The organism is Salinicola aestuarinus, from assembly GCF_003206645.1.
GTDB lineage: Bacteria > Pseudomonadota > Gammaproteobacteria > Pseudomonadales > Halomonadaceae > Salinicola > Salinicola aestuarinus.
Map to the genome: position 1 here is coordinate 101,446 of NZ_PZJP01000002.1, position 19,398 is coordinate 120,843.

Below are 19,398 nucleotides of genomic sequence, written 5' to 3' on the forward strand. Positions count from 1 at the left end.
TCGCGTGCCTAACGGCGATGCAGCGATCGTAGCTTGGTCGATTTTGCTATCATTTGCCGCCTTCAATGTAATGCGATGCGGTTGAGATCATGATCATTTTTGTACGGCGTCGCCCAGGGGCTCCAAGTTATCCAACCTTCGCCCTCGAGCATCGGGAAAGCTTATGAATACCTATGACGTCGTGGTGATCGGTGCTGGCGCTGCGGGGCTGATGTGCGCGCTCACGGCGGGTTACCGCGGTCAGCGGGTCAGGGTCATTGATCATGCCAACAAGGCGGGCAAGAAGATTCTGATGTCCGGCGGCGGGCGCTGCAATTTCACCAACCTGGCGACGGCGCCCAAGCACTTCTTCTCCCAGAACCCGCACTTCGCCATCTCGGCACTCAAACGCTACACCCCGCAGGACTTCGTCGAGCTCGTCGAACGCCATGGGATCGAGTACGTCGAAAAAGCCCCGGGACAGCTTTTCTGCGCCGAGTCGGCCAAGGACATCGTCGCCATGCTGCTCACCGAATGCGAGTGGGCCGGCGTCGATGTGACGCTGTCGACCCCGGTCGATGAGGTAGAGCGCCATGGAGAGGGCATGCGTCTCGTCGCCGGGGGAGAGCGCATTGCAGCGGGTGCCGTGGTGGTCGCTACCGGCGGGCTCTCGATTCCGACACTGGGCGCAACGGGGTTCGGCTACGACTTGGCGCGTCGTTTCGGACTCGCGGTGACCTCGACTCAGGCAGCGCTCGTGCCATTCACGGTAACGTCGCATTGGAAGGAGGAGCTGGGCACGCTTGCCGGGCTCTCCAGTGATGTCACCGTCAGCTGCGGTGACGGTCGCTATCGCGAGCCACTGCTTTTCACCCACCGCGGCCTCTCGGGCCCCGGCATGCTGCAGGCGTCGAGCCACTGGTCCCCGGGAGCGGCGGTCGAGGTCGATTGGCTGCCGGGACTGGACGTGGAAGCGCAGCTTGCCGCTCAGCGCCAGATCGCGCCGCGGCGAATGCTTTCCGGTTGGCTCAACGAGACGCTGCCCAAGCGGTTAGTGCAGGCCTTGATGCGTTGGCTGGGATGGCAGGATCGAGCGCTGGCGACGCTCTCCAATCGCGATATCGAGTCGCTGGGGACCGGGCTCAAGGCGTGGCAGTTCAAGCCGGCGGGGACCGAAGGCTGGCGGACGGCCGAAGTGACGCTCGGCGGTGTCGAGACAAACGCCATTTCTTCCAAGACGTTTGCCGTTCGCGACCTGCCGCAGCTCTACTTCATCGGTGAGGTTCTGGACGTCACCGGTCAGCTGGGTGGCTTTAACTTTCAGTGGGCCTGGGCCTCCGGCGTCGCCTGCGGCCAAGCCGTGTAGCAGGACGCTGCATTCATAACGAATCAGGGGCGCCATCAAGGCACCCCTAATCGCAATCCCGACGCCGCCGCCACGTCCTGATTCAGCGTTTACGGCCTCGACTGGCCTTGTAGAGCGCCTTGCCACGGTTGTACATCAAAAAGCCCGTCATGACGCGGCGTAGCAGTCGGCCGGTCGATCGCGGCTTGCGAGCTGTTCGCATCGCAAAGAGGCTGCCCGCTGCCATTAGCGGCACCTTGAGCTGCGTCAGTTTTTCCCAACCACGATCGATGGGGGCAGTGGCGTCTCGCCACTCACGCATCGCCGCTGTGGTCTCCAGACGGTGCTGAAGAATCTGCTGCTCGATCGCCTCGATCTGCTGTTCACGGGTGCGCTCAGTCATGCGACGGCTCCAGCGCCTGACGATCCCGCTCCAGATTGTTCAGCGTTGCGGCCATCAGTTTGCGTCGCTTCGCCACGCGTTTGGCGGACAGGATGAACCCCCCCGAGATCACGAAGAGCACCGCAGCGCAGATCGCAATCGCCAGCAGGCGGTTATCTTCCCAGTACATCACCACGACCAGCAGAATCAGCATGCCGAGGGCAAAAGACAGCGTGATGAGGCCGGCGCCAGCGAGCAACAGCATGGTCAGCATGCGGTCGCGCTCGGCTTCCCATTCGACCACGGCGAGACGCAATCGCGTCTCGCCGCTGGCGATCAAGTTGGTGATCAGCCGCCGGGCGGCAGCGACCACGCTCTCCGCCGGCCCCGCCATTAGCTACGCCCCAGCAGCAGCCCCAGTACGACGCCGGCTGCAGCGCCAATACCGATGCTGGTCCACGGCTTTTCGTGCACGTAGCGGTCGGTGGCGTCCATCTGATCACGCGCCGATGAAGAGATCGCCTCTCCCCGTGCTTCGAGGCTGGCGCGAGTCTCCTGCAGGCGCTGCTGCGCGCGGTCGCGAAGCTCTGCGAGGTTGCCGCGGGAGTCGTCGGCCGTCGCGTGAATCAGCTCTTCCACCGTATGGGAGAGATTGCGCAGGTCTTCCTTGAGCTGCTGGGTCGACGCTTCTCGTTCGCGCCCGGCATTTTGTCCATATTCGGAAGCGTTACCGCCGACGGGTTGCATGGTCATGTGTGTCGTCCTCTGACAGTCGATTGGCGCAGTGCCGGTTGGCAGGGTTGCGCATGGCACGGTTCAGCATAGTCAGATGGTACGGCCGCATCAACGCGTGCCGGGAATCCCGGCGAGAAAGGTGTTGATGCTGAACCCCAGACCGATGCGCTGAACGTCGTTACTGTAGTCGATCAGGCTTTCACCGTAGCCACGGTAGTACTGAACGTAACCGCGTACCTTGCCGAACAGCGGGAACGAGTAGTCGATCTGACCGCCGTAGTTGTTCTTGCCGGGGTTCCCTCGAACCATCAGCGACAGCTCTTGTTCGCCAATCGCTTTCACGACGGTGATGTCCCCGTAGCCGATGTAATTCTCGAGATCCGGATTGTCGTCATTGTCGTCTTTCTCGGGCACCCGCCAGTGCGGCATCACGCTCACGGCCCAGTCCCCACGCTCGAAGATGGCCTCTGCATAGAACCGGTTCCAGCTACGTGACAGCGGGTCGGACCGGCCGTTCGACTGATGCGCGAACCCTAGACGATTGATCGTGTTGGTCCAGCCAAAGAGGGTGGCTCTGTTGTCGAAGCTGATAAACGCCTCGGGCTCGTAGTTGGTCTCCCGGAAGGGCGCTGATGCCTCCGAGTTATAGGCCTGCCACCAGCTGCGTTGGGTATAGGCAAAGAACAGGTCACCGCTGGAGTTGAAGATGTCGTCGAGCAGCTTGACCTTGAAGCTCAACTGGAACTTGATCTCCGTCTTGTCGACATCGCCGTCTGTCGAGATCTCCTCGAAATCCGAGTAGTCCGGATTGGTGTTGTAGGTCCACGGCATGATGTAGTTTCGGCGATAGGTCGTGATCGCCAGTGGGTTCTCCGCCGTTTCTGCTTCGAGCGTGCGCCGTGTGTCGGCCAGATCATTGGCCTGCTGAACCGGATCTTCAGGGGCTGAGGTCGCGGTCTGAGCTTGCACTGTCGGCGCCGCGAGCGCCCCGAGTAGAACGAGGGCGGGAGTGGGCAGGTAACGGCGGAGTGTCATGGGCGATCCTGTCTGATGATCCAAGTAGTGTTTTCGGCCGCGGGTTCGGCGCCTGCAGCCTTTATCGGGCGGCCGGGGCGCCGGTTTAGCGACGATTTCTAACATTTCGGCTAGGGAAAGCAACTTTCTCGTCAAGGCCGAGCGCTCACCGGTATATCGGCCGAGCCGTGCATCGTTGAAAGTCGCCAACGATACGGCTCGGCATCCTGCAATGCTGGCGCTAAACTCCGCCACCAGAATGCGGTGTCGGGCGTTGAGACCTCCGGCATAACAGCGATGAAGGAGTCGGCATGGTGGATCATTCGGCGGCGCGGCCTGCGAGAGTTGGCGTCGTACGTTCTGGGGAGGGAGCGAACGCCGAGCGTCGCGCCGACCCGGGCAAATGGCTGACGGCAAAGCGTATCACGTTCGCTTTGCTGGCATTGTGCATACTCCTTGCATGCGCGGGCGTGCAGGCGCAGTCCACGAGTGATCTGCCGTCGCGTCAGACCCTCGAAAAGACGCGGGATCGGCTCGCCGCGATTGAGGCGCCCAGCGAGTCGCAGCAGGAGGACAAGGAAGCCACGCGCGCGGCGCTCGAAACGCTCGATCAGCTCGAAGCCGCGCGTGATGAGTTGGCGACGCTCGAGAAGAATGTCCAGCAGGCGCCCGAGCAGGTGCGTGAACTCAAGCGCCAGCTCGCCGAGCTGGGCGACAGCTCCGCGCCCACGGCCGATGCGCTCGACGAACTCTCGGCGGAGGCGCTAGCCAACCGAACGCGTGACTCGCTCGACCGACTCGAATCGCTCCAGAACCAGTTGGCGTCGGTCAAGGCGCGGCTGATCAGCGCCGAGACGCTTCCCGAGCGCGCCCAGGCCCAGATGGCGCAGGCCATGCGCCAGGCCGAGGCGGCACGGTCGGAGCTCCAAACCCCCAGCGATGACGAAGAGGCCGGTACCTTCGAGCCGAAACAGGCCCGCTATCAACTGCAGCTCGCCCTCGCCGAGCTCCAGGCTGACTACCACAGCCGGGAGCTATCCAATAACACCCAGATGCGCGAGCTCGATGCCGCCCGACGGGATCTGATCGAGCGGCGTATCGCGCTGGAGCAGGCGCGACTGGAATCCCTGCAGGCGGCGCTGGACCGGGCTCGGCGCGAGCAGTCCGAGCAGGCGGTTGCCGACATCAGCGCGGAGGATGCCGAGGCGATCGCCAACCATCCGGTGCTCAGCGATATCCAGAAAACCAACCGCTCGCTCAGCGACCGGCTGCTCGAGGTGACCGATCGCACCAATGAGCTGATCCGAGAGGCGATCAGCGCGCGTTCGGGGCTGGATCGTGTCCGCCAGGTAAAGCGCACGCTCAACCAGCAGATCGATGCGGTGCGCGGTAGTCCATTGCTGTCGCGGATTCTCAATGAGCAGCGCCGGGCGCTGCCGGAGGTCGATACGCTCGGCGGACTTCAGGAGGAGATCGCCGAGACTCGGCTGAGTCAGTTCGATCTGGTGAATCGCCGTGAGTCGTTGAATGACCCGCGCTCACTCGCCGAGCAGAGTCTCGAAAACGCGGATATTGACGTCACCCCCTCGATGGAGAGCGCGCTGACCGAGCTCTACCGCTCGCGGAGTGACATTCTGGAGCAGCTCGATCGTGAGTACGGCAATTTGCTGACGGTGGCGATCGACGTTCAGCTCAATCAAGAGCAGCTCGCTGACATCACACGCTCGCTACGTGCGGTGATCGAGGAACAGCTTTTCTGGGTCGCCAGCGGGCGCCCGCTCACGCTCGGCTGGTGGCGCGAGGCGCCGGGCAATCTCGCCGCGCAGGTGAGTCGCGGCGAGTGGCAGGGCGCCGTGGCGAGCCTATGGCAGTGGCCGGGGCTGCACGCACTGGCGGTAACGCCACTGTTGCTGCTGGCGGCGGGGCTTCTGCTTCTGCGCCGACGAATCAAGGCGCGGCTGCTGACGCTGCATGATCAGATCGGCCGGCTCAAGCGGGACACGCAGATGCATACCCCGCGGGCGATTCTCTTGAACCTGCTGCTGGCCGCGCACGGTCCGCTGCTGCTGTCGGCACTCGGCGGGCTTTTGCGCTTCGGCGATGATCCCTTCGCTCTGCGCTTGGGTAGCGCCGTCCTGCAGCTCGCGCTTGCCTGGGGCGTATTGGGGTGGGCACGGCGGCTGCTGGTCGCCGACGGCGTCGCGACTCGGCATTTTCACTGGTCGAGCGGCTACGTCGGCCAGCTGCGTCGGCTGGTGTTCTGGCTGGGCATTACGTTGATCCCGATCATTCTGATCAGCGGGACCTCGCCGGGGAGTCAGGCCGATCTCTCCAACCGCCCGGTGTCGCTGCTACTGCTGCTGAGTGGCCTTCTGGCGATGAGCTGGGTACTGGTACGGCTGATCCTTGCCCACGTCCCCTATTTCGGCCTCAAGCTCTTCCGACTGCTGCTCGGTCTGGCGCTGGCGCTGGTGCCCCTGATCCTCGCCGGCCTCGTCGCTCTCGGCTATGAATATGCAACGCTCAAGCTGATCGGTCGCTTCGTGACCTCGGTCTATGTCTTCGGGCTCTGGATCCTGGTCGAGGCGACCGTGGTGCGCGGCCTGGCGGTGGCACAGCGGCGTCTTGCCTATCGCCGGGCGGTGGCGCGACGTCGCGCGCAGATCCAGGAAGGCGCCGAGGGCGGCCTCGAGGTCGTCGAGGAGCCGCCGCTGGATATGGAACAGATCAACCAGCAGTCGTTGCGACTCTCCAAACTGATTCTGTTCATCGCGTTCACGTTCGTCTTCTATCTGATCTGGTCGGATCTGCTCGCGGTCTTCACCTATCTCGACGGCGTCACTGTCTGGGAAATTCAGCATGGGCAGGGCGATGCACTGACCCTGAATCCGATCACCGTCGCCGACGTTCTGATCGCCCTGGTGACCGTGGCGCTGACGATGATAATGGCGCGCAATCTACCGGGGCTTCTGGAAGTCATGGTGCTCTCGCGGCTATCGCTCAAGCAGGGCAGCGCCTATGCGATCTCGTCGTTGCTCTCCTACACCATCGTCGGCACGGGGGTGGTTGCCTCGCTGGGGACGCTCGGGGTCTCCTGGGACAAGCTGCAGTGGCTTGTCGCCGCGCTCGGCGTCGGGTTGGGTTTCGGGCTGCAGGAGATCTTCGCCAACTTCATCTCGGGTCTGATCATTCTGTTCGAGCGGCCCATGCGGATCGGAGACACCATTACCCTCGGCCAGCTTCACGGGTCGGTGAGCCGGATTCGGATTCGCGCGACCACGGTCACCGATTTCGATCGCAAGGAGATCATCATCCCCAACAAGACGTTCGTCACCGATCAGCTCATCAACTGGTCGCTTTCCGACAACGTCACTCGCGTGGTGCTGACCTACGGAGTCGCCCATGGCTCCGATCTCGACGAAGTCCATCGCCTGCTGCGCCAGGTTGCCGACGACAATCGCCGAGTGCTGCGCGATCCGGAGCCACAGGTGTTCTGTATCAGCTATGGGCCGACGGCGTTCAACTTCGAGCTGCGAATCTTCGTCAACGACCTGCTCGACCGCCTCTACGCCAGCGATGAGATCAATCGCCGACTCGACCAGCTCTTCAAGGAGCACGGTGTCCGCGTCGCGTTCAACCAGATGGATGTCTGGCTACACAATGATGAAGGTCAGTCGGCCTGGGTGCAGCGCCAGACGGCGGCGCGAGAGCTTGGCGCGACGGAGGAAGCGACCCAGCCCGCGCCGGGGCCGCGAACGGCGCGCAGCGGCGACGACGGCAACCTGGATGCTCCCACGGCCGGTGATGGCGTAGGTGATGGCGGGGGCGAGGGTGGAGGTGACGGCGGCCGCTAAATCGCGCTTGCCGGATAAGCGCTCGCACGGCGTGGCGTGACGCCGTCGATCGATCGCGATGGGGTGGCGTTTTTCGATATGACAACTATATTTTCATACAGTATCGATTGACGCCGTACTCTTCGCTCAGCCGAGCGATGACGCAAGGAGATGACATGAGCGACAGCAAAGATGGTAACGACCCGCAGTCCGCAGACAATCAGCCGCCGAGCAGTGGTTCGCCGACCGGCAACGTCGAAAAGGATCCGGAAGACTGGGTCACCGGCGAGGAGAGCATGACCGGGGCTCAGCACTCGTATCTCAAGACGCTGTGTGAAGAGGCGGGCGTCGACTTCGACGAGAACATCACCAAGGCCCAGGCCTCTCAGCAGATCGACGAGCTCCAACAGAAGACCGGGCGCGGCGAGGATCATTGAATCGCGCGGCTCGCCGGATGCCGAGTCCCAGCCCTCTAGCCCACCGAGATCGGTGGGCTTTTTTCATGGGATGCCGGGCGTTCAGCGCTTGACGGCGTGAAGCAGGAACTCGCGATTGCCGTCGCCGCCCTGAATTGGGCTCTCCTGCCAGCCCCCGACGGTAAGTCCCAGCCCGTTGCATTGGCTTTCTAGCGTCTGGCGTACCTGGTCAAAGAGGGCCGCGTCGCGAACGATGCCGCGGTCGTCCACTTTTCCCGGACCTACCTCGAACTGCGGCTTCACCAGCGAATAGAGTTCGCCGCCGTGGCGCAATACCTCGGCGATCCCGGGCAGTATCAATGTCTGCGAGATGAACGAGACGTCCATGACGACCGCATCGATCCCTTCGGGGGCCAGCTCGGCGATCCGCGCGTGCGGCAGGTCCCGTGCGTTGGTTCCCTCTAGGCAGCTCACCCGGGGATCGTCACGCAGCGTCTCCACCAGCTGACCATGGCCGACCTCAATGCCGATCACGTGGCGTGCTCCGTAACGCAGGGCGCAGTCGGTGAAGCCACCGGTGGACTGACCGATATCCAGCACCGTGAGACCGTCGAGTCGACGCTGCCGGGCCTCGAGCAGCGCTTCCAGCTTGAGCCCGGCACGCGAGACGTAGCGCTCCTCGGGAGAGTCGACGATTGCGACTTCCGTGCTCTCCGGGAGCTTCTCGCCCGGTTTGGTCGCGACGCGCCAGCGCTCGCCCTCATGGACACGAAGGCTCACGTAGCCGTCGCGAATCAGCCGCTGCGCGCGGGTGCGCGAACGGACGTGGGCGGTGACAAGTTGATCAAGACGTTTCAAGGCGAGGCAGGCTCCTGAGTCGGTTCGAGAGTCGAGGTGAGTGAGGCGGATGGCTCTGGCGGATGGTTGTCGAAGGCCTGTCGCCACTGCTCGAGCAGCGCCTGGCGCTTGAGTGTATCCAGAGGCGCCAGCAGTCCGGGACCGATGCGCACCGGGCGGATTGCATCACCTAGCGTATCGCGCAGGGCATTGGCAGTTCCCAGGCCGGTGATGCCAGGATGCACCGCGCCCAGGGACGTTTCGGTCGCGATCAGGCGCTGGGCCGGCTCGCCGAGCAGGTAGTCGACGAAGCGCTCGGCCGTCCGTGGGTGCGGGGCGTCGCGCAGGGTCATCACCATCCGCTGCAACACCAGCGCATAGTCACGGGGCACCACGATTTCGAGTTCCGGATGCGCGTTGACGTAGGACTGCGCGTAGGAGCCAATCAGGTTGTAGCCGATCCAGTAGCGTCCGTCGCTCAATCCTTCCAGCATCGCGGAGGTCGTCGTTTCCAGCGCCGCCTCGCTGCGCCCGAGCGCCTCCACCAGCGCCCAGTAGCGGGCCGAGATTCGGGCGTCCTCGACGGCGTAGGTATAGCCCGCGCCGCTGAGTCGAGGGTCGTAGGTGACCACGCGGCCACGCAGCGGCTCGGGCATCTCCTCCAGTCGCTCGAGGAGCTCGGCGTGGCTACGCGGCGGGGCCATGCGCGCGGCGAGGTCGCGGCGATAGACCATCACGATGGGTTCGAAGGTGACGCCGAAGAGCTCTTGACGCCAGCGCGCCCAGGCGGGCCAGGCGCTGGCCATCGCCGTCTCGAGGGGGGCGGACAACCCGTCGTTGGCGAGCTGAAACTGCCACGGCATCGCCGGCGAGATCAGCACATCGGCCTCCGGCCTGGCGTGCTGCTGTCTTACCCGGGCATGAAGCTCGATGCTCTGAAGGTTGTGGTAGACGATATCGACATCCGGATTGCGGCGGTGGAAATCCGCGAGCAGCGGTCGCATCTGCGGCATGTCCAGCACGCCGTAGATCACCAGCGGGCGGGCGTCGGCGGCGTCGTTCACTAGATGCAGGGTGTCCGCTGGCGCCGGCACGGGCGCAAGCAGCCACACGGTGAGCAGTGAGGCAACCGGCATCGTAAGACGACGTGGGATAGCTTGCCGAGGCGCGCAGCGCATCAGGCGTCGCAGAAGGTGATGACGATGCATAGTCCGGGGCGCTCCGAGTGCTCGGGGTAGGCGTCATGCAGTGTGAGGCGGGCTCCGTGGGCGCGGGCGACGCTGTCGACGATAGCGAGCCCGAGGCCGGTGCCGCTTCCGCTTTCCTGGCCCCGATGAAAGGGGCGCAACGCCAGCAGGCGTTCCGACTCGGGAATGCCGGGGCCGTTATCTTCGACGATCAGCCGAGGCGGCGCCGTTTCGATGCGTACCGTCACCAGCGTCGCGCCGTAAACCGAGGCGTTGTCGACCAGATTGATGAGGGCCTCCTCCAGCTGCCAGGGCGTCGCGTCGACGACGACGGTGCGCGGCGCCGCCTCGATGCCGAGATCGACGCCGCGACGATGCAAGCGCGAAAACGTGTTTCGCACGCAACCGCGGGCGAGAGCGACCAAATCGACCCGTTCACGGTCGAGAGCCGCTTCAGGGTTGTTGAGCCGGGTCAGCGAAAGCAACTGACCGGCGAGGCGAGAGGCGCGATTGGCGGTGTCGTCCATCGTCACCAGCGCCTCACGCCAGCGTGCCGGGTCGGACTGACGCAGCGCCAGTTCCGCGCGGGCGGAGAGTCCCGCCAGCGGGGTGCGTAGCTGGTGAGAGGCGTCGCCGATGAAGCGCTCCTGGTTCGCCCGCACGCGGCGCATGCGCGCCAGGAGTTCGTTGAGTGCTTCGCGAAGCTCGGCCAGCTCGCGGGGCATCTCGAGCGTCAGCGGTGAGAGCGTTCGCGGATCACGCTCCCGAATCGCCCGCCGCAGGCGCGTCAGCGGTTCGAGGGCAATGCGCGCCGACAGCAGCACGATGATCATCGCCAGGCCCGCGATGACCAGCACGTTGACCAGGCTGGCACGGAACAGCTGACTGGCCAGCGCCTCGCGACCCTCGAGCGTCTGCGCCACGCGAACCTCGAAGCGGTCGCTTCGATCCCATCCCTCGAGTCGGGCTCGCAGCACCCCGAGCCGAAGCGCCATGTCATCCGAGGTGACATCGGCGTAGCTCATGCGGGGCTCGCCATCGCCGGCCGGCAGCGCCGGCAGCGGTCTATTGCCGGTGACGTAGTGCCCGTGGACATCATAAAGCGCGTAGAAGACACGCTCCTCGGCATCGGTGGCGAGCATTTCCAGTGCCGAAGCCGGCAGATTCAGCCACAGCCCACTCTGCTGCCAGCGGACCTGCTCGGCGATGGAGAGCGAGGCGGCGTCCAGCAGCCGATCGTAGGCACGATCGGCGGCCTGCCGAGAGGTCAGCCAGGCCTCGACCAGCATGATCGCCGCGAGTAGTGCCAGCGGCAGTAGCAGCCAGATCGCCAGCCGACGGTAGAGGCTCAGGTGCGACAGGCGAATGGGGGGCGCGAGGCTCAAGAAAGCTCCAGTACATACCCGAGTCCGCGCACCGTGCGCAGCCCGATATCGGTGTCGGCGAGGCGCCGACGAAGCCGATGCACGTAGACCTCGATGGCGTTGTCGCCGAGAGGCTCGCCGACGAAGGCCTCGTCCAGCAACCGCGTTTTCTCTACCGGCTCGCCGGCGTGCTGCAGCAGGCAAGCGAGCAAGCGGTGCTCCCGCGGCGGTAGCGCGAGGGGGGCGTCGCCGAGCTGGAATCGCTGGTGTTGGCGATCGAGCTGCAGCGGGCCCAGCACCAGCGGACCCTGCTCACGACCGTCGCGGCGGCGGAGCAGAGCGCGAACCCTGGCTTCCAGCTCATCGAGTGCAAAGGGCTTGGCGAGATAGTCGTCAGCGCCGAGATCGAGACCCGTGACGCGGTCCTCGATCGCTCCGCGCGCCGTCAAGATGAGTACCGGCGTGCTGCGGTCGTGACGGCGCAGCGCTGCCAGCACCTCGAGACCGCTGAGAGTGGGAATGTTCAGATCGAGTAGCACGAGGTCGTAAGCGTGGCCGGCGCTGAGCTGCGCGAGGGCGGCCGCACCGTCGTCGAGGCAGGTGACCTGCTGGGACGACGTCGTCAGCGTCTCGGCCAGGGTGTCGGCCAGCAACGGGTCGTCTTCGACCAGCAGCAGTGTCACGGGCATCGGCGAACTCCAGTCGGTCGGGGCCAGCGGCTTGGCTCGGGGTCATGAGCGACGGACGTATGGCCGTCGATGGGGGCGGACGCTGGGCGGTGGCGAAATTGTAAACGAAGTGACAATCGGCGCATTGAACTTTAGTCGGCATTTGCGTGATGCCCGTTGACCGGGTCTCAGCCCCGCCCTAATTTCCGCAGAGGGAAACAAAGTTCTACCTTACAAAACTGTAAGGTTCGAGATGCCGACGGTACCCGACCGGTTACCGCGCCGATAACAACGCCGCTCACGGGCGAGGAGATCACCATGTTTGTAGCCAAATCCATACGCTGGGTCGCCACGGCCGCTGTCGCGCTGACTGCGACCAGTGCGTTTGCCTTCGAACCGACGGGCAAGGTCGAGTGCATCGCGCCCTCCGACCCGGGCGGCGGTTGGGACTTCACCTGCCGCAGCGTGGGTAACGTGCTCGAGGCGCTCGATCTGGTACCGGCGAGCGTCCAGACCATCAACATGGCGGGGGCCGGCGGCGGTGTCGCTTTCGCGCATACCGTGAGCAAGCGCGCCGGCGATGACCAGCTACTGGTGGCGGCATCGACCGCGACCACCACGCGACTGGCGCAACAGCAGTTCCCGGGCATGGACGCCGACATGGTCAACTGGATCGGCGCGGTCGGTGCGGACTACGGCGTCATCGCGGTCTCGCAGGCGTCGCCCTACCACACGCTGACCGAGCTGATGGATGCCATGAAAGAGGACCCGCGAGCGGTGAAGTTTGCCGGAGGGAGCGCCAATGGCGGCTGGGATCACCTGAAAGTGCTGATCGCCGCCAAGGCAGCCGGGGTCGAGAACCTGCCGCGCATCCCTTATCTCTCCTACAACAACGGCGGTGAGGCGATGACGCAGGTCATCGGCGGCCACGTCGACGCCTTCACGGGCGATGTGACCGAAACCCAGGGGTTTCTGAACTCCGGTGACCTACGGGTGCTGGCGGTGCTCTCCGAAGAGCGGCTGGCGGGAGACTTCTCCGACATTCCCACGGCCAGGGAGCAGGGCATCGATGCGGTCGGGCCGAACTGGCGCGGTTTCTACATTCCGGCCGATGTCGATGACGACGCCAGACAGTACTGGGTCGACGCCCTCGACACGCTCTATGCCAGCGATGAATGGAAGCAGGTGATGCAGAACAATGGCCTGATGCCTTTCCATCCGGGGTCCCAGGAGTTCGAATCCTTCGTCAAGCAGCAGATCAGTGACATTCAGACCCTTTCACAGGATATCGGGCTGATTCGATGAGCCAGTTAAACGACCGTGTCTTCGGCCTGGTGATGCTGGTGATCGCCGTCGCCTATTACTACGGCGCGACCCAGTTTCCGGTCCCCTTCGGTGGATCGGAAGCCGTGGGGCCCGAGACCTTTCCCAAGCTGTTGGCCGTGATCCTGGCCGTCTGCAGCCTGTACATGATCGTCAAGCCTGACGCCGACAATCCGTGGCCGGTGTCGCGGACGTTCCTGGAGTTGGCCATCGCCATCGTCACCCTGATCGTCTACGCGCTGCTGCTCGAACCTCTGGGCTTCATTCTCGCCACCACGCTGGCGGTGGGGACGCTCTGCTGGCGCATGGGGGCGAAGCCGTCGCGTAGCTACCTCACGGGTCTGATCAGTGGTGTGGTTGTCTACGTCCTGTTCAATTACGGACTCGAACTGCCGCTGCCACTCGGTCTGCTGGAGGTGAGCTGATGGAAACGCTGCACTATCTCTCGCTCGGCTTCGGCGTCGCGCTGCAGCCCGAGAACCTGATGTTCGCGCTGATCGGCTGCTTCATCGGCACGCTGATCGGCGCGCTGCCGGGACTCGGTCCCGCCAACGGCGTCGCGATTTTGATTCCGCTCGCCTTCACGCTGGGGCTGCAGCCGGAAACCGCGCTGATCATGCTCACCGCCGTTTATGCCGGCGCCATGTACGGCGGGCGTATCTCGTCGATCCTGCTCAACATTCCTGGTGACGAGCCGGCGATGATGACCTGCCTCGACGGCTACCCGATGGCGCGCAAGGGCAAGGCGGCCGAGGCCCTGGCGATTTCGGCGATCGCCTCGTTCATGGGCAGCCTGATCGCCACCATCGGTCTGATCCTGCTGGCGCCACTGCTCGCACGGTTTGCCCTGACCTTCGGCCCGGCGGAGTATTTCGCGCTGTTCGTGCTGGCTTTCGCCACCCTCGGCGGCATTACCGGGAAGAATCCGATGAAGACGCTGATGGCCGCCGCGATCGGTCTGATCATCGCGACCGTGGGTATCGATCTCTCCACCGGCACGCAGCGCTACACCTTCGATGTGCTGGAGCTCTACGAGGGGGTCGACTTCATCATCGCCATTGTCGGTCTGTTTGCGATCTCTGAGCTTCTGTTCTTCATCGAGGAGAAGGCCGGAGCCGGGCGCGGCATGATCAAGGTCAACCCGCTGAAGCTCAACTGGCGCGAGATTGGCATGATCTTCCCGACAACGCTTCGCAGCGGTGTGCTCGGCTTCATTGCCGGCGTGTTGCCGGGGGCGGGAGCATCGCTGGGCAGCTTTATCACCTACACGCTGGAGAAGAAGATCGTCGGCAAGAAAGGTTACTTCGGTGAGGGCGACCCGCGCGGTGTCGCCGCGCCGGAGGCGGGCAACAACGGTGCCTCCAGCGGTGCGCTGGTGCCCATGCTGACGCTCGGCGTACCGGGCAGCGGTACGACCGCCGTGCTGCTCGCCATGCTGGTATCGCTGAACATTACGCCGGGCCCGATGATGTTCACCCAGAACGCGGATCTGGTGTGGGGCGTGATCGCGGCACTGCTGGTGGGCAACTTCATGCTGCTGCTGTTGAACATCCCGCTGGTCGGCGTGTTCGTGAAGATTCTGTCGGTACCGCCGATGTATCTGCTGCCGATCGTCACCATGGTGGCATTCGTGGGGATCTATTCGATCAGTCACTCGACCTTCGATCTCTACTTCATGATCGCCTTTGGCGTGGGCGGCTACATCCTGCGCAAGCTGGAGATTCCGCTAGTGCCCGTCATCCTGGGGCTGCTGCTGGGCCCGGAAATGGAGAAGAACCTGCGTCACGCCATGCAGATCTCCGACGGCGACTGGTCGATCCTCTGGGGCAGTGGCCTCTCCATCGGGCTCTGGCTGGTGGCGATTATCGGCCTACTGCTGCCGGTCATCGTCGGGCCGATCCTGCGTCGCCGCATGCAGGCGGCCAAGGCGACAACTCAGGACTGAGCTTGCGCCGACGCGCGGCACGTTGCGAAGCCCCATCATCCGATGGGGCTTCGAGGGGGGAGAATCACCGCCTCGCGGGGGCCTCTCCCATACGTTATGCCTGGCGTCTGTCAGCGTGACGTCGTTGCGCGCCGCTTGGCGAGTCCAACGGATGAAGCGGGGTTTGACGGTAAACTGGCGTTGGCGTTCGTTGCCGCTATTGCTCGATGTGAATCACGCTGATATATTATGCGCCTCGTTCGGCAAGGTGTTGATGACACAGCCTTTGCCGCAACGGCGGTATACTGAATATCGCGCACTATGGTGGCCCTTACCGGTCCTCCCGCAACGCTAGACCGCAAACCCCGCCAGGCCCGGAAGGGAGCAACGGTAGTGGTGGACGCGTGTGCCGGGATGTGGCTGGTCGGGGCCGCCTCCATTTGTGCCCTCCTGTTTGTGCTTTTCCCCGGCTTTCTCGCCATCTTTTGCTCAGCCCTTTGCCCACGCCAAAGCGTTGGCGCGTCAATGTTCTGGTCCTGCATCGTTCTGGTCCTGCATCGTTCTGGTCCTGCATCGTTCTGGTCCTGCATCGTTCTGGTCCTGCATCGCATCCCCACGGTTGGTACATCTGCAGACAGCACCTAGGTAGCATCCCCGCCTCTTTATCGCTGATCCGTCTACGCTCCCCGTTGAGGTTTGCTCTACGACCCTTGTTTTGGGGTCGAGCCCCTGACGCCAGTCAACCTCCCCTTGCGGTTCCGATCGCCTCCACGGCGCGTCGCCTCGTCACTCTGTAGACCAGCCTGCTAGAATGGCGCCTTCTTCAACGACGCCGCCTGCGGTCGCCGTCGCCAGGCGCCACGGCGACCCGCCGAGCGTCACCGTACGACAAGCCGCGAGTCCCCACGCGAGGAGCGCCCAAGCGCATGAGTTATCAGGTTCTGGCCCGCAAATGGCGACCACGCACCTTCCATGAACTGGTCGGTCAGGAGCATGTCAGTCGAGCGCTGGTCAACGCGCTCGATCAGGGCCGGCTTCACCACGCCTATCTCTTCACCGGCACTCGCGGGGTCGGCAAGACAACGCTGGCGCGGATTCTCTCAAAGTGTCTCAACTGCGAGCAGGGCGTCACGTCGCGCCCCTGCGGCACCTGTCAGACCTGCGTCGACATCGACAATGGCCGTTTCGTCGATCTGATCGAGGTCGACGCTGCCTCGCGCACCAAGGTCGAAGACACCCGTGAGCTGCTCGACAATGTTCAGTACGCGCCGACCCAGGGGCGCTACAAGGTGTACCTCATCGATGAAGTGCACATGCTTTCGACCCACAGCTTCAATGCGCTGCTGAAGACGCTCGAAGAACCGCCGCCCCACGTCAAATTCCTGCTCGCGACTACCGACCCGCAAAAATTGCCGGTAACGGTGCTGTCGCGCTGTCTGCAGTTCACGCTCAAGAACATGGCGCCGGAGCGAGTGGTCGAGCATCTGACCCGGGTGCTCGAGGCGGAAGAGGTCGCCTTCGACACCTCGGCACTCTGGTTGCTCGGCAAGGCCGCCGACGGGTCGATGCGCGATGCGATGAGCCTGACCGATCAGGCGATCGCCTTCGGTCAGGGCGAGATTCGACGTGAAGACGTTGCGGCGATGCTGGGCACGCTGGACCACGCGCACCTCATCGCGCTGGCGGAGGCGCTTGCCGAGGTGGATGCCGAGCGGCTGCTCGCCGAGGTCGCGTCGCTGGCCGAGCAGGGGCCGGATTTCGCCGGCATTCTGGATGAGGTCGCCGGGCTCATGCACCGCCTGGCTATTGCGCAGATGGTGCCGGGAGCGCTCGATAACGGGCACGGTGACCGCGAGCAGTTGCTTGCGCTTGCCAGCCGCTTCACTGCCGAGGACGTGCAGCTCTACTACCAGATCGCGCTGCAGGGGCGGGCCGACATGGATAGCGCGCCGGACACGCGCACCGCGCTCGAGATGTCGCTGCTGCGGATGCTCGCGTTCCGCCCGCAGGGCGTACCGACGCCGCCGCAGACCGAGCTACCGCTTCGCGGACAACCTCAGCGCGCCGAACCGGCTGCTGCCTCCTCGGCGCCGGCTGCCTCCGAGCCCGATAGCCCGGCACCGGTGACCGCCGGCGTCGGTACACAGGGCGAGTCGACGACTCAGGCGCCGCCCTGGGCGGCCGAGGACGCGATGCCGTCGCCTGAGCCGGCCGGCGCTCCTACGCCTGAGCCGGCCGGTGCCCCGGCGACATCGCGGCCGAGCAGCGCGCCGCCGACGCTCGATACGCCGCCGCCGGACGCCCCGGCAACCGCGGCTGTCGCGGGCGACGATCGCCCCGTGGACGACGTCCCGCCCTGGCAGGTCGATGAAGCACCCGCCGGACCTGCCGCGGCGCTTCGCGAGACGCTCAATGGGGCGAACGAGCCGGCCATCGATGCCCCGGACCGACACGCCGCCGAGCCGGCATCGCCGCCTGAAGCAGCGCCCGATACCGTCGCGCCGCCTCGCGAGAGGTCACAGCCCGAGCTTGAGTCAGTCGACGTGTCTCGTGACAACACCACGAGTGCCCCGGCTGTCGCGCCTGATGACGCGTTGGAACCGTCTATGGCGGCACACCGCGAGGCGGCTGCTGCCCGAGACGCCGGCGAGCCGGGGGGCGATCAGGACGAGAGTGACGAGGCGGGGCGTGAGGATACCGAGGATGGCTATGGTGACAGCGCCAGCCTCGAGGCCGCCGCGGCATTCGAATCCTGGTCGGCCCAGGCCGCCAGTCAGGATGGCATGATCGACGACGATGTGTCCTGGCAGAGTGAGCGCGCCGATGAGGCCGGCCACAGTACCGCCGGTCCCCGTGTCGATGCGGCAAGTGATGCGGATGCGTCAATGGATGTGTCTGCTCCGCCGGTTGAGGCCGGTCAGGCGTCAGCGGCCGTCGGCGGTGCGGCGCGACTGACTCACGAGGTCTGGCTTGCGCAATTCGACGCCCTCGAGATCGGTGGCTTGACGCGTAACCTGGCCGCCAACTGCGTGGTCGCCGAGGATGACGGTCAAACGCTTCGCCTGAGGCTCGACCCGGCACAGTCGGCAATGCTTTCGGAAACGCACGAATCGCGCATCAAGCAGGCCATCGCTGCGCTCGGCTATCCTCGGGGGCTTCAGATCGATGTCGCCCCGCTGGACGGTGCCCAGGAGACGGCGAGGCTTCAGCGCGAGCGCAAGGCGAGAGAGCAGCACGCACGCGCCGTTGAAGCGCTGCGCAACGATCCTCATATACAGGAGCTCGAGGCGCGCTTTGGCGCCCGGCTGCTGGAAGAGACCGTCAGCGCTAGCGGCGGTGACGCCGGTCGCGCCCGCTGATCGCGTCACACCAGCGTTTTTATTGTCTGTCGGTCGGCGTGATGGCGCCGGCCGTATCCGTATCGAATCGAGGAGATCGCAATGTTAAAGGGTGGCATGGGTAACCTGATGAAGCAGGCTCAGGAAATGCAGGAAAAGATGCAGAAGGTTCAGGAAGAGATCGCCGAGATGGAAGTGGACGGCGAAGCCGGTGCCGGCATGATCAAGGTCACCATGAATGGCCGGCACGACCTGACCCGCGTCACTATCGATCCCTCCGTGATGGAGGAAGACAAGGAGCTTCTGGAAGACCTGCTGGCAGCAGCGGTCAACGACGCCTCCCGCAAGATCGAGACGCAGTCGAAATCGCGCATGGAAGAAGCCTCTTCCGGGCTCAATCTGCCACCGGGCATGAAGATGCCGTTCTGATGAGTTTTTCCCCGCTCGTTGACCAGCTCCTCGAGACACTGCGTGTGTTGCCCGGTGTCGGGCCCAAGACGGCGCAACGTATGGCGCTGCATCTGCTGGAGCGCGACCGTCATGGTGGGCGGCGCCTGGCCGAAACGCTGGTGACCGCCATTGAAAAGGTCGGCTACTGTGAACGGTGCCGCACCCTGACCGAGGAGACAGTCTGCGGCGTCTGCCGCGACGCTCGGCGCGACACGGGCTCGCTGTGTATCGTCGAGTCGCCGGCAGACATGCTGGCGATCGAGCAGGCGGGTGGTTTTCGCGGGCTTTACTTCGTACTTCACGGTCACCTCTCGCCGCTCGACGGTATCGGCCCCGACGACATCGGGCTGGATCATCTCGAAGCGCGTCTGCTGGAGGAGCCGGTGACCGAGATCATTCTCGCCACCAATCCCACCGTCGAAGGCGAGGCCACGGCGCATTACATTGCCGAGCATCTTGCCGATCGGGACGCCAATGTTTCGCGTCTGGCCTATGGTGTGCCCATGGGGGGCGAGCTCGAGTACGTCGATGGCGGCACCCTGACGCGTGCTTTTCAGGGGCGACAGCCCTTCGCTCGTGAGTGAAAATCCTCCCGACCCTTGT

General features: G+C 64.5%; 17 protein-coding genes and 1 other RNA gene. 10 read left to right on the top strand and 8 right to left on the bottom strand.

Annotated elements, in window-relative coordinates; genetic code table 11:
- Positions 1-163: 163 nt before the first annotated feature.
- The gene (locus DOM41_RS02665; protein WP_110685304.1) at positions 164-1,345 is read left to right on the top strand and encodes a BaiN/RdsA family NAD(P)/FAD-dependent oxidoreductase; all 1,182 of its coding nucleotides are present in this window, start codon (positions 164-166) and stop codon (positions 1,343-1,345) included.
- A gap of 82 nt (positions 1,346-1,427) precedes the next feature.
- On the opposite strand, the gene DOM41_RS02670 is transcribed toward DOM41_RS02665, so the two are convergent.
- The 4 genes from DOM41_RS02670 to DOM41_RS02685 all read right to left on the bottom strand — a co-directional run bounded on the left by DOM41_RS02670 (position 1,428) and on the right by DOM41_RS02685 (position 3,476).
- On the bottom strand, positions 1,428-1,727 hold the full coding sequence (locus DOM41_RS02670) for a YqjK-like family protein (protein WP_110685305.1): 300 nt from the start codon (positions 1,725-1,727) through the stop codon (positions 1,428-1,430).
- Positions 1,720-2,100: a phage holin family protein gene (locus DOM41_RS02675; protein ID WP_110685306.1), complete on the bottom strand. Its 381-nt coding sequence runs from the start codon at positions 2,098-2,100 to the stop codon at positions 1,720-1,722. Before DOM41_RS02675 ends, DOM41_RS02670 begins: the two co-directional genes overlap by 8 nt.
- Positions 2,100-2,459, bottom strand: coding sequence for an ElaB/YgaM/YqjD family protein (locus DOM41_RS02680; RefSeq protein ID WP_110685307.1), 360 nt, complete (start codon positions 2,457-2,459; stop codon positions 2,100-2,102). The genes DOM41_RS02675 and DOM41_RS02680 overlap by 1 nt, the downstream gene beginning before the upstream one ends.
- Before the next feature lie 90 nt (positions 2,460-2,549).
- Positions 2,550-3,476: a phospholipase A gene (locus DOM41_RS02685; RefSeq protein ID WP_110685308.1), complete on the bottom strand. Its 927-nt coding sequence runs from the start codon at positions 3,474-3,476 to the stop codon at positions 2,550-2,552.
- A gap of 413 nt (positions 3,477-3,889) precedes the next feature.
- On the opposite strand from DOM41_RS02685, the gene mscK reads away from it, so the two are divergent.
- Positions 3,890-7,309, top strand: a complete 3,420-nt coding sequence (mscK, locus tag DOM41_RS02690) for a mechanosensitive channel MscK (protein WP_425353268.1) — start codon at positions 3,890-3,892, stop codon at positions 7,307-7,309.
- 155 nt (positions 7,310-7,464) lie between these two features.
- Positions 7,465-7,725: a DUF3072 domain-containing protein gene (locus DOM41_RS02695; protein ID WP_223160919.1), complete on the top strand. Its 261-nt coding sequence runs from the start codon at positions 7,465-7,467 to the stop codon at positions 7,723-7,725.
- A gap of 81 nt (positions 7,726-7,806) precedes the next feature.
- Here DOM41_RS02695 and DOM41_RS02700 read toward each other — a convergent pair whose 3' ends face one another.
- From DOM41_RS02700 to DOM41_RS02715, 4 genes are read right to left on the bottom strand one after another with little or no spacing between them, the layout of a single operon-like run.
- Positions 7,807-8,562, bottom strand: coding sequence for a TlyA family RNA methyltransferase (locus DOM41_RS02700; protein ID WP_110685311.1), 756 nt, complete (start codon positions 8,560-8,562; stop codon positions 7,807-7,809).
- On the bottom strand, positions 8,559-9,677 hold the full coding sequence (locus tag DOM41_RS02705) for an ABC transporter substrate-binding protein (protein WP_245391709.1): 1,119 nt from the start codon (positions 9,675-9,677) through the stop codon (positions 8,559-8,561). Before DOM41_RS02705 ends, DOM41_RS02700 begins: the two co-directional genes overlap by 4 nt.
- 41 nt (positions 9,678-9,718) lie before the next feature.
- Entirely contained in the window at positions 9,719-11,113 is a 1,395-nt protein-coding gene (locus tag DOM41_RS02710; protein ID WP_245391710.1) for a sensor histidine kinase, read from the bottom strand.
- Positions 11,110-11,781: a response regulator transcription factor gene (locus DOM41_RS02715; protein WP_342588140.1), complete on the bottom strand. Its 672-nt coding sequence runs from the start codon at positions 11,779-11,781 to the stop codon at positions 11,110-11,112. The genes DOM41_RS02710 and DOM41_RS02715 overlap by 4 nt, the downstream gene beginning before the upstream one ends.
- 297 nt (positions 11,782-12,078) lie before the next feature.
- Here DOM41_RS02715 and DOM41_RS02720 point away from each other — a divergent pair, with 297 nt between their 5' ends.
- From DOM41_RS02720 to recR, 7 genes are all read left to right on the top strand, one after another.
- A complete protein-coding gene (locus tag DOM41_RS02720; RefSeq protein WP_110685312.1) occupies positions 12,079-13,065 on the top strand; it encodes a Bug family tripartite tricarboxylate transporter substrate binding protein in 987 nt (328 codons plus the stop codon).
- Positions 13,062-13,508: a tripartite tricarboxylate transporter TctB family protein gene (locus tag DOM41_RS02725; protein WP_110685313.1), complete on the top strand. Its 447-nt coding sequence runs from the start codon at positions 13,062-13,064 to the stop codon at positions 13,506-13,508. Before DOM41_RS02720 ends, DOM41_RS02725 begins: the two co-directional genes overlap by 4 nt.
- On the top strand, positions 13,508-15,028 hold the full coding sequence (locus DOM41_RS02730) for a tripartite tricarboxylate transporter permease (protein WP_110685314.1): 1,521 nt from the start codon (positions 13,508-13,510) through the stop codon (positions 15,026-15,028). Before DOM41_RS02725 ends, DOM41_RS02730 begins: the two co-directional genes overlap by 1 nt.
- Positions 15,029-15,339: 311 nt before the next feature.
- Positions 15,340-15,436, top strand: an RNA gene (ffs, locus tag DOM41_RS02735) — signal recognition particle sRNA small type.
- 497 nt (positions 15,437-15,933) lie between these two features.
- Entirely contained in the window at positions 15,934-18,366 is a 2,433-nt protein-coding gene (gene dnaX / locus DOM41_RS02740) for a DNA polymerase III subunit gamma/tau (RefSeq protein ID WP_110685315.1), read from the top strand.
- Between the two features lie 81 nt (positions 18,367-18,447).
- Positions 18,448-18,774, top strand: a complete 327-nt coding sequence (locus tag DOM41_RS02745; protein WP_110685316.1) for a YbaB/EbfC family nucleoid-associated protein — start codon at positions 18,448-18,450, stop codon at positions 18,772-18,774.
- The gene (gene recR / locus DOM41_RS02750) at positions 18,774-19,379 is read left to right on the top strand and encodes a recombination mediator RecR (protein WP_110685317.1); all 606 of its coding nucleotides are present in this window, start codon (positions 18,774-18,776) and stop codon (positions 19,377-19,379) included. Before DOM41_RS02745 ends, recR begins: the two co-directional genes overlap by 1 nt.
- Positions 19,380-19,398 lie beyond the last annotated feature (19 nt).

Excerpts from the sequence above, each read along its gene's own strand:
- DOM41_RS02665 (WP_110685304.1), top strand. The coding sequence starts at position 164 with ATGAATACCTATGACGTCGTGGTGATCGGTGCTGGCGCTGCGGGGCTG.
- DOM41_RS02670 (WP_110685305.1), bottom strand. The coding sequence starts at position 1,727 with ATGACTGAGCGCACCCGTGAACAGCAGATCGAGGCGATCGAGCAGCAG.
- DOM41_RS02675 (WP_110685306.1), bottom strand. The coding sequence starts at position 2,100 with ATGGCGGGGCCGGCGGAGAGCGTGGTCGCTGCCGCCCGGCGGCTGATC.
- DOM41_RS02680 (WP_110685307.1), bottom strand. The coding sequence starts at position 2,459 with ATGACCATGCAACCCGTCGGCGGTAACGCTTCCGAATATGGACAAAAT.
- DOM41_RS02685 (WP_110685308.1), bottom strand. The coding sequence starts at position 3,476 with ATGACACTCCGCCGTTACCTGCCCACTCCCGCCCTCGTTCTACTCGGG.
- DOM41_RS02695 (WP_223160919.1), top strand. The coding sequence starts at position 7,465 with ATGAGCGACAGCAAAGATGGTAACGACCCGCAGTCCGCAGACAATCAG.
- DOM41_RS02705 (WP_245391709.1), bottom strand. The coding sequence starts at position 9,677 with ATGCCGGTTGCCTCACTGCTCACCGTGTGGCTGCTTGCGCCCGTGCCG.
- DOM41_RS02715 (WP_342588140.1), bottom strand. The coding sequence starts at position 11,781 with ATGCCCGTGACACTGCTGCTGGTCGAAGACGACCCGTTGCTGGCCGAC.
- DOM41_RS02720 (WP_110685312.1), top strand. The coding sequence starts at position 12,079 with ATGTTTGTAGCCAAATCCATACGCTGGGTCGCCACGGCCGCTGTCGCG.
- DOM41_RS02725 (WP_110685313.1), top strand. The coding sequence starts at position 13,062 with ATGAGCCAGTTAAACGACCGTGTCTTCGGCCTGGTGATGCTGGTGATC.
- DOM41_RS02730 (WP_110685314.1), top strand. The coding sequence starts at position 13,508 with ATGGAAACGCTGCACTATCTCTCGCTCGGCTTCGGCGTCGCGCTGCAG.
- dnaX (WP_110685315.1), top strand. The coding sequence starts at position 15,934 with ATGAGTTATCAGGTTCTGGCCCGCAAATGGCGACCACGCACCTTCCAT.
- DOM41_RS02745 (WP_110685316.1), top strand. The coding sequence starts at position 18,448 with ATGTTAAAGGGTGGCATGGGTAACCTGATGAAGCAGGCTCAGGAAATG.
- recR (WP_110685317.1), top strand. The coding sequence starts at position 18,774 with ATGAGTTTTTCCCCGCTCGTTGACCAGCTCCTCGAGACACTGCGTGTG.